The organism is Armatimonas sp. (assembly GCF_964826245.1).
In genome coordinates this window covers 1-8901 of the sequence record NZ_CBAYMC010000186.1, presented here as the reverse complement: position 1 = coordinate 8901, position 8901 = coordinate 1, and the positions used below count along the sequence as shown (strand labels likewise).

Genomic DNA, 8901 nt, shown 5'->3' with positions numbered 1-8901 from the left:
GGTCATCTGGCGTACACTGCCCACGGAGACCAAAACACCCGCCCCTCCGAAAGAAGAGGCAGGTGCGGCGAGCAGCGCTCCCTGGTGGAAGGGCTAGAAACTACAACAGAGACTGAATATAGTTGATTTGGCCCTCGTGGTAGGTGTTGTTCCAGTACACCACGTTCGCCAAGCCAGCAAGCGTGTAGGTTGCGCCCCAAGGCATCGTTACTTCGATAGCGGCGTCTTCCGCAGAAAGCCCGTCCAGCGCCACGAAAAATGCGTCGGTGTTGGTAGCGAGTGTCGTTAGCAACACTTCGGGATTTGCCTCAAGCTCCGCTTGTGCTTTTGCAAAAGCCGCCCAATCAATCTCCGGAGCTGACTTGGTTGCGATGATGCCCGTACACGCGCCGGTAATCAAAGCGCACTCCGCCACTTGGTTCAGTGCTGTTCGTCCCTTGTCCAGTGGTGACCAGCTTGCTTTCTCGCCTAGCCCGTTGATTAGTTTTGTCAGTGATTCAACCGACTGTCGAATCGCTCCCTGTATCGTACTCATTTTCAATAAAACCTCCGCAGGGTATTCTACCCAAGGTATGGCACGTTGTCGTAAGGTCGAGATAAACGTGATCTGTCCCTGGAGGCTTGGCGTCCCTCCGGGCGGCCCCCATACCATGGGAATCTCTGCGGCAAGCGGCTCAGTCGACAGTCCTGCATCAGGAGCCTCCGTGAGCGCCTTGACTTTTTCCATGAAGACGGCGGAGTCAAAGTTGTACCCCAAGATGCAAATAATTGTTTGCTACTTGCGAAGTTTTTTTTTCTGCGATAGAATTCCCCTCGCGACTTTATGTAGACTTGGGGGATTAGCTCAGCTGGGAGAGCGCTTCAATGGCATTGAAGAGGTCAGCGGTTCGATCCCGCTATCCTCCACTCCAAAACATAAAGAACACACGGCGAGGGAACCATCCCTCGCCGTTTTTGTTTTCCTGGCCATGCCCCATAAAACTGCTCTCGTCTGGTTTCGCCGCACGCTTCGCCTCTCGGATAACCTTGCCTTAATCACTGCGCTCGGTGAATCGGAGAAAATTGTGCCGGTTTATATTTTGGACCCCGCGATTCTCTCACGGCCAGACACCGGCGAGCGTCGGGTTGCCCTCTTACTGGAGGGCCTGCGGGTGCTAGACGCGGCACTAAGAGAGCGTGGGAGCTACTTGGTAGTGCGACACGGCAAGCCTGAAGAGGAGCTGCCCCGGCTCGCCCAAGAGACCGGCGCGACGGCGGTCTATTTCTCCCGTGAGTACGGGCCACGGGGCCGTGAGCGTGACGCGACGATCTCTCAGATCCCTCTGGAGTGCCATGTCTCGTCCGACCACCTCCTTGCCGAGCCAGAGAGCATCCTGAGCAAGGCGGGAACGCCCTACACGGTCTTCACGCCTTACTTCCGTGTCTGGCAGGAGCAGGCATTTCGCACTCCCCGCCCCGCGCCAGTCCGTATCCCCACGCCCCTTGGAATCGCCTCTGAGCCCTTCCCCGAGAGCTCAGGCAGTCCAGCGAGCCTTCCCGCAGGCGAGCGGGCCGCCGAGACCCAGCTTGCCATGTTTTCGAGCACCTCGATGGAGAACTACGACACGCAGCGGGAGTTTCCTGCCATCTTGGGAACGTCGCAGCTCTCTGCCTATCTCAAGTTTGGGATGCTCTCTCCCCGGCGGGCACTAGAAGCGGCGCGACTGAGCCCAAAGAGCGCGGGAAAAGATGCCTGGATTCGGCAGCTTGCGTGGCGGGACTTTTACTACCAGATTCTCTGGCACTTTCCCCATGTGGCGACGGGAAGCTTCAAGCCGCAGTTCGATGCTATCGCGTGGCACAACGACGATGCGCTCTTTACAGCCTGGAAGCGCGGCGAGACCGGCTACCCCTTCATCGATGCTGCGATGCGCCAGCTTGCACAGACAGGCACGATGCACAACCGGGCGCGCATGGCGGTTGCTTCGTTTCTCACCAAAGACCTGCTCTGTGACTGGCGACTGGGCGAGCGCTACTTTATGCAGCAGCTTATAGACGGTGACCAGGCGGCCAACAACGGCGGCTGGCAGTGGGCGGCGGGGACAGGAACGGATGCACAGCCATATTTTCGCATCTTCAACCCCGTGAGCCAGGGCGAAAAGTTCGATGCCGATGGGGCCTATGTAAAATACTGGTGCCCGGAATTGAAGCGAGTGCCCTCCAAATGGGTTCATAAACCCTGGGAGCTTTCCGTTCACGAGCAAGCGGCGGTAAACTGTGTTATCAATAAGCACTATCCGGCACGACAGGTGGATCATGGGGAGCAACGCGTAAAAGCACTCGCACTCTATAAACAAGTGGCAACCAAGGGAAACGACGAATGAGACAACGACAGCTTCTAGGGATACTAGCCCTTCTTGCGCTCGCCCTGCCGAGCAAGGCGCAGCTCAGCATGCCCGATGTGCAGATCATGGTGGCACCAGGCCTCGGTGCCTGGAGCGTGGCGGCAGTCTACCCCAAAGCGGTGCCCCATGCCCAGACAGAAGCGCGTCTCAAGCGCCTGGAGGCGATCACGGGCTGGAAGCTAGAGAAAATCGAGCTCGAGGACAAGCGCCTTGACCGTAGCGCCATGGACTCGCAAGATCCCACCATTCAGCGTGAGGTAAAAAATGTGGGTGCGGCTCCCGTGATGAGCAGCGCGAGCTTCCAAACGGGAGCGACTCTGGTGGATCCCGCGCAAGGAACTCTCGCACTGGAGCCGTTTTTGCGGGCGTTTCGGGATGTGAACCGTATCAATATCACCTACCTGATCTCCGACAAGTTTACCTACAAAGGCCCCCGCCAGTTCAGCGATAGCCGCCTCGATATGGCGCTTTCCGCGCAAGGCGGAGCCTATACCTACCAGGTTCAGCTCAAGGACCACAAGTTCGACACCCTAAATCTCCCCACAAAAGAAGTGGCCAGGCAGGAAAGTTACCGTGCGGCGGAGAATAATAGCGCACCACGCCGTCTTCTTCTGGGGACGGGCTTGGTGGCGCTCTTGGCACTGGGAGTGGCAGGCATTGCCTACGCTCTCACGCAGCGCTTTTTACACCGATAATCTAACTTTTTAGACGAGGACATCCCTGAACGATGTACGATATTCGTGACCTGATCCGCCAAGCATTTGATCTGAAAGCGTCGGATCTGTTCATTAAAGCAGGCTCACCGCCGATGCTACGCCTCCATGGTCGCATCACCTCTGTCGAGGGAACCGAGAAGCTCACCGGCGACGATACAAGGCGCATGGCTTACTCGATCATGACCCACGAGCAGATCGGGCGCTTCGAGCACCGCCATGAGCTCGATATTGGCTGGGAGCTCGATGGCATGACTCGCGTCCGAACCAATATCTACCAGCAGCGCGGTACCATTGGTGTCGTCAGCCGACTTGTCCCTCTGAAGATCTACACGCTGGAGCAGCTCGGAATGCCTCCCGCGGTTGGGGAGATGACCAAGTCGCACCAGGGTCTGATTCTGGTGACGGGACCGACGGGCTCAGGCAAGTCTACGACACTTGCGGGCATGATCAATAAGATCAACGAAGAGCAGTCGAAGAATATCGTCACGATTGAAGACCCCATCGAGTTTGTCCACCCCGACAAACAATGTATTCTCTCTCAGCGCGAGGTCGGCATTGACACCGACTCGTTCTCTGATGCCCTAAAATACGTTCTGCGCCAGAACCCGGATATTATTCTTATTGGTGAGATGCGCGATGTTGAGTCTGTGGCCGTGGCACTCCAAGCGGCGGAAACGGGCCACCTTGTCTTTGGCACGCTCCACACAGCGAGCGCCGCAGAGACCCTGGAGCGTATCGTCAACCTCTTCCCGCCGGAAGAGAAGATGCTGCTCTGTATGCGTATGAGCCAGTCCGTGCGGGGCTTCCTTGCACAGAAGCTCCTCCCCCGCGTCGATACCGTAGGCCGCGTCGCTGCTGTCGAGATCATGATCGCCACCCCTACCGTGGCGAAGCTGATCGAAGAGGGCAAGACGGGCAATATCTACACCGCCATTCAAGAGGGTGGCTTCTGGGGCATGCAGACCATGAACCAGTGCCTCACGCGCTACTTTAAGGCGGGCCTGATCTCGGAAGAGGACGCGATGGCAGCCGCGGGAAACATCACCGAGCTGCGTCAGATGATCCGTCGGCCCGGCGGGTAGTCACCTCCGCCGCCCCATTTTATGGGGCGGCCTAAATTTTACCGGAACTTGTTTGAGAGGGTGTTTGTATCTACGATATACTGAACCCGATTCCCATGACCGACTCCCCCACCCCAGACGGCGACTGTCGCGAAAACGCCCTTGGCGCTCTCCGTAAACGTTTCCCCGAAACCACTCTCCTGGCGTTAGGTCAAACCGCACTCTGGGATGAGGCCACCAAAGCCACTCTGCGGCGACGATTAGATAACTTCTGGCCCGAGGCAGGGATGCTCGCCGGGGTTCACGACACCGATTACTTCGCCAAGCTCCAAGGATTCCATCCCGCAAACGGCGATGCTTTCTCCCTTGTCGGCCATGATGACCACAAGACCCGTGCGCTCTGGTCTGCTGCGGGAGAGATGAGCCAGCTCTTTGGCTCCGAGGATGTCCCCACCCGTGAGCTGCTGCTCAAAGAGGCAGGCGTTTCCCTCAAGAAAGCTCTGGCAAACGCCGCCGATCCCGATGCGCTGCTCTCCGAGCTGACGATGGCGTGGGGCTGGACAGGGATTCTCCACGCGGGCTGGGAGAAGCAGATCAGCGCGGAAGTAAAGCTGAGCGAGATTCTCACGACGCTACGGGAGCAGATTCTCTGGGCCACCGAGGGCAGCGCACTGGGGCAGACGCTGCTTGGCTGGGTACACGACTTTGCAACCGCCCACCCGGAGGCGCTCCTCCCCTGCCTCTACAAATATCTCCTGCCGCGCCTTTATGAGCTACTGCTGGGTGCACCGCCGCAGAATTTTTCGACCACCCGTACCACCACCCTCCTCAAGTTCAATACGCATACCTACCATCTTCCCCGGTTCTGGCTGGTGCAGGCGTTTCTCGATCCCGCGACACGCGCACAGGCACGCGAAGCCTACGACCTTGCGGTGGAAGGCGGCGAGCAGTACACGCTGGATCAGTTTCTGCCCGGAGCGCGTCCCTTTGACCTCGTCGTGCCGGGCCGTGGCCGGGGGACACTGCGGGTTCGGGCGGATGGCTCGGTCTGGATTGACACACCGGAGCCGATCTGCCTGCCGGGTGAGACGGTCGTTACCAGCGCCCAACAGCTTGCGGAGCGTATAGAGAGTGCTTTAGGGCCGGACTGCGTGCTGATCGGTAAAGCCGTGGCACTTCTCCCTATGCTGACCGCGGAGTGGACTCTGGTCTTTCACGAGGGCGCAAGCGGCTATTCCTGGCGCACGGCGAAGATGATGGCTGAGCTCAAAAAGCTCCGGTTGCACGTTCCCAATCTCCACCCAATCTTGCGGATTAAGTACCACACCTGGGACAGCCTGAGCGCCGTCTCTAACGTCTCACTGACTCTCCCACCGCATCTCACGCAGGCACTGGGTCGTGAGAAGCTGGAGGCGGATGACTTTGCGGCGTGCTGGCGACGCGGCCGTGAGTGGGAGCAGAAGCGCCTAAATGAGCTGTTGGGTTTGCGTGCTCCCAAAGATCTACTTGCCTCTCTGGAGCGGAGTGCCCTGCTGACCGCCACAGCGGAGTATGCCACGGCACAGCGGACCCTCAAGAAGCTCTGGGAGCAGGCGAGCGCGATCCGAGAGCAAGAGCGCACGCTGCTGGCTGAGATCCGAGAGCAACGCGCCGCGTCCAATGCGCTGGAGCATGCGAAAGGCGATGATTTCCGCGCCCGTGGCTCCGTTCTGGACAGCGCCGCCCTCACCGAGCGCAACGCGCTGTTCGACAAGCCTCTGGCCAGCAACCGCCGCCGCGTGCGCCAGCTTCTTTTGGAAGTCAAGCAGCTCAAGCGGGAGCGGAAGATTATCGAGCGCTCTCCGAAAGCACTGGCGTCCCGAGAGACGCTTCACCGGATCGAGGCGGCGGCGGAGATCGCGAAGGCACGACTGGCCAAGAACGCGCTTCAGACGATCCACGGTCTGCCTCACACCGACTACCGCCCGTCGGCGTGGTGGTTCCCGCAAGTAGACCCCAGCGGCGCGTGGTTCAACAAAGTCGCCGATACCGCAGAGCTACGCTTGGAAGAGCTGGTGTGAAGCCTCATAAAGCAAACGTGGGCTTCACACCATCGTTGGTTCCCGTAATATTATAACCAACGGCATCTGGAGAGTACCATTTTACGTGCCCATCACAGAAGAGATAATTCGCACCATTGTTATGCCTTAGCCAACCTTTTTCTTCACCTTCTGGTGTTCTTATCGTCGTAAAATGATTTGGATCAGGGCCAATACTAAATGGCACGCCAATAGCTTGCTCACAAAACATTACTGTATTTGTTGGAAAAGTAACCTTAGTAACAGACTCTGCTGTATATGCGTCGTATCCAGGCACAACAATTTCATGATTTATCTTACCAATCATTGCTGAATTAAATGCATATCCAGGGACACCTTGACGATCAAAAACATTAATGTTCTTTGCAGAAGGACATTTAAGATTATCTGCTTCCTGTTTACTTTTGAAGACATGTTGTAACCGCCATGCATCTATGCTAGGTAGGTAACCATCATTATCTGAAATATACATCTGAAGAGTCATATTCATCTGTCTCAGATTTGACGCGCATGTCACCTTCCTACCGTTCGCTTTAGATTCAATATAAATTGGAAATATCATGGCTACAAGCAATCCCATTATCCCCAATACAACTAATAATTCAATCAATGTAAATTTTTTTTTCATGCCATTCCTTTTGTCCCCAGAAAATTCTGGAGACAATTGTTTATTTAGCTATTTAGGGCTAACGAGCTACTGTGGCCGCATGGCCTCCCATGGAATTTGGATCTAGCCAAGTCGGCCCATTCCCACATCCACCACCATTAGGATTCCAAACAGAAGTGCCAGAATAATGATGTGAAGCTGGTTGCCAGACACAATCGGTGTTTGGATTACCAGTTTGACTTGAATCAGAACATGTATCAGGGTCTCTATCCCAATAGCATGTACCATCTACAATATTTATATTTCTCCATAACCCTTCATTACCATAAGAAAAATAAATTCGGCTTGGCCCAGCTTTAACTGCAACAGCCAACTCGACAAGAATCGCAAGAGAGAGAAGCAACCCAATCATTGGCTGCTTTGGTAACAATTTACAAACAACATTTTTCATATTATATACCTCACTAGAGATGGGCTTTCGCCCGAAAGAGATGGGCTTTCGCCCGAACAGAGATGGGCTTTCGCCCATACCAACACGCCAACAGATCCTTAAAGATTTTCGGTCGGTGGGAGCCCTAGTGCTCCTGCTAAATGGATTCTACCATATAAATATCTCGTAACTGCTCAGGTCTTGCTTGAGCGGGTGACTTGAAGTATACTCCAACCTCCCAATGCTGACGCGAGAAGAGTTCGACCGAATGCGCCAAGAAGACCCAGAATCACTCTGGAAAATCATGGCGGATTTCGCAGCACGAGTGGCGGCGCTCGAAGAAAAAATCGCACCTAAGCCACATACTCCCTCCTCGGCTCAGGGGGTACTCAAGCCCATGAGTCAGAGAGCGAAAACGGGTAAAAAGCCGGGAGGACAGACAGGTCACAAAGGCCATACCCTCCAAAAGAACGCAGAACCTGATGAGGTCAAAAACCATCAGCCTAAAGCCTGCCCTCGATGTGGTCTTGATCTAGCAGATATTGCGGGGGAGTTGGTTGAAGCACGGCAAGTCGTAGATCTGCCAGAAGTGATCCGTTTACTCACGGTGGAGCATCGTGCTTATCAAGTCTGCTGTCCTGGGTGCAATTGCCAAGTCAAAGCAGATTTTCCAGAGCAGGTCACTGCCCCGGTGGCTTACGGACCCCATCTACAAACCACCTGTACTCTGCTCAAAATGGAACAGGCAATCTCGCTGGAGCGTATTGTCCAGATGATTGCTGACTGGTTTGGGCACTCACCCAGCGAGGCAACAGTCCAGAACTGGATTGGAATTGCCTCCGTGCGTCTTGCTCCTATCGAGGCAAAAATCAAAGAGGGCATTATCCAGGCGGTAAGTGCGGGTTTCGATGAAACTTGCGTTCGCTCAGGGAAGAAAAACGCTTGGATTCATGTCGCGCGAACCGAGAAACTTACCCACTTTAGTTGCCCTGGTGGTCGCGGCAAAGTCGCTATCGAGAAGGCAGGAATTCTACCGCATTTTCGGGGCGTAGCACATCACGATGCCTGGCGTGCCTACCTGAGTTTCGCCCAGTGTTCTCACAGTCTGTGCTGTGCTCATCTTCTGCGAGAGGGAGCGGCTCTGAAAGATCGCTTCGATAAAGCCGGAGCTTGGAGTGAGCCGATTCTCGCCTGGTTGCGCAAGGCTAAGAAGCGGAAAGATTCGGGGCATCTAGGCGATAGTGAAGAGCTGTTTAAACAGCTACGTGCCTTGGTTTCCAAAGCCTATAAAACTTTAGGATGTGAACCTCCTATTGAAGGCAAAGCTCTATCGTCTTGCCCTAAGGAGTTGACTTCTCGAATTCGGTGGCTGGATCGCCTTTGGAGCTATGCACGTGAAGTAACTCGTTTCGCTTGGGATGCTTTGGCGGAGTTTGATAATAATGGTTCAGAGCGCGACATCCGCCCTGTGAAGCTGTTTTCCAAGGTCTTTGGCTGTTGGCGCTCTAGCTCGGGTCTTGAGGACTTCTGCCGTCTGCGCGGCTACCTTTCGACTCTTCGTAAGCAGGGCATCTCGACTCGTAAAGGCATACTTTCGGTTTTCTTGGGAGAGCCCATTTGTCCCG

At 55.5% G+C, this 8901-nt stretch carries 8 protein-coding genes and 1 tRNA gene; 6 read left to right on the top strand and 3 right to left on the bottom strand.

The window, feature by feature from the left end:
* Positions 1 to 100 precede the first annotated feature (100 nt).
* Complete coding sequence (locus AC1XOS_RS16190; RefSeq protein WP_481963261.1) at positions 101 to 535, bottom strand: hypothetical protein; 435 nt, start codon at positions 533 to 535, stop codon at positions 101 to 103.
* Positions 536 to 833: 298 nt separating this feature from the next.
* Here AC1XOS_RS16190 and AC1XOS_RS16185 point away from each other — a divergent pair.
* The 5 genes from AC1XOS_RS16185 (at position 834) to AC1XOS_RS16165 (ending at position 6221) form a co-directional block, all read left to right on the top strand.
* Positions 834 to 906 (top strand) — tRNA-Ala (locus AC1XOS_RS16185).
* Positions 907 to 968: 62 nt separating this feature from the next.
* A complete protein-coding gene (locus AC1XOS_RS16180) occupies positions 969 to 2363 on the top strand; it encodes a cryptochrome/photolyase family protein (RefSeq protein ID WP_481963260.1) in 1395 nt (464 codons plus the stop codon).
* On the top strand, positions 2360 to 3079 hold the full coding sequence (locus tag AC1XOS_RS16175; protein WP_481963259.1) for a hypothetical protein: 720 nt from the start codon (positions 2360 to 2362) through the stop codon (positions 3077 to 3079). The genes AC1XOS_RS16180 and AC1XOS_RS16175 overlap by 4 nt, the downstream gene beginning before the upstream one ends.
* A 32-nt stretch (positions 3080 to 3111) precedes the next feature.
* Entirely contained in the window at positions 3112 to 4182 is a 1071-nt protein-coding gene (locus AC1XOS_RS16170) for a type IV pilus twitching motility protein PilT (RefSeq protein WP_481963258.1), read from the top strand.
* A gap of 95 nt (positions 4183 to 4277) precedes the next feature.
* On the top strand, positions 4278 to 6221 hold the full coding sequence (locus AC1XOS_RS16165) for a hypothetical protein (RefSeq protein WP_481963257.1): 1944 nt from the start codon (positions 4278 to 4280) through the stop codon (positions 6219 to 6221).
* A 4-nt stretch (positions 6222 to 6225) separates the two neighbouring features.
* Here AC1XOS_RS16165 and AC1XOS_RS16160 read toward each other — a convergent pair whose 3' ends face one another.
* Together AC1XOS_RS16160 and AC1XOS_RS16155 are read right to left on the bottom strand one after the other, a co-directional pair.
* Entirely contained in the window at positions 6226 to 6867 is a 642-nt protein-coding gene (locus AC1XOS_RS16160; RefSeq protein WP_481963256.1) for a prepilin-type N-terminal cleavage/methylation domain-containing protein, read from the bottom strand.
* A gap of 58 nt (positions 6868 to 6925) precedes the next feature.
* Positions 6926 to 7297, bottom strand: coding sequence for a hypothetical protein (locus AC1XOS_RS16155; RefSeq protein WP_481963255.1), 372 nt, complete (start codon positions 7295 to 7297; stop codon positions 6926 to 6928).
* Positions 7298 to 7517: 220 nt separating this feature from the next.
* On the opposite strand from AC1XOS_RS16155, the gene tnpC reads away from it, so the two are divergent.
* On the top strand, positions 7518 to 8901 hold a 1384-nt coding region (tnpC, locus tag AC1XOS_RS16150; RefSeq protein ID WP_481963254.1), incomplete at its 3' end, for an IS66 family transposase.

Coding starts and splice junctions, on each gene's coding strand:
- AC1XOS_RS16190 (WP_481963261.1), bottom strand. CDS start 535: ATGAGTACGATACAGGGAGCGATTCGACAGTCGGTTGAATCACTGACA.
- AC1XOS_RS16180 (WP_481963260.1), top strand. CDS start 969: ATGCCCCATAAAACTGCTCTCGTCTGGTTTCGCCGCACGCTTCGCCTC.
- AC1XOS_RS16175 (WP_481963259.1), top strand. CDS start 2,360: ATGAGACAACGACAGCTTCTAGGGATACTAGCCCTTCTTGCGCTCGCC.
- AC1XOS_RS16170 (WP_481963258.1), top strand. CDS start 3,112: ATGTACGATATTCGTGACCTGATCCGCCAAGCATTTGATCTGAAAGCG.
- AC1XOS_RS16165 (WP_481963257.1), top strand. CDS start 4,278: ATGACCGACTCCCCCACCCCAGACGGCGACTGTCGCGAAAACGCCCTT.
- AC1XOS_RS16160 (WP_481963256.1), bottom strand. CDS start 6,867: ATGAAAAAAAAATTTACATTGATTGAATTATTAGTTGTATTGGGGATA.
- AC1XOS_RS16155 (WP_481963255.1), bottom strand. CDS start 7,297: ATGAAAAATGTTGTTTGTAAATTGTTACCAAAGCAGCCAATGATTGGG.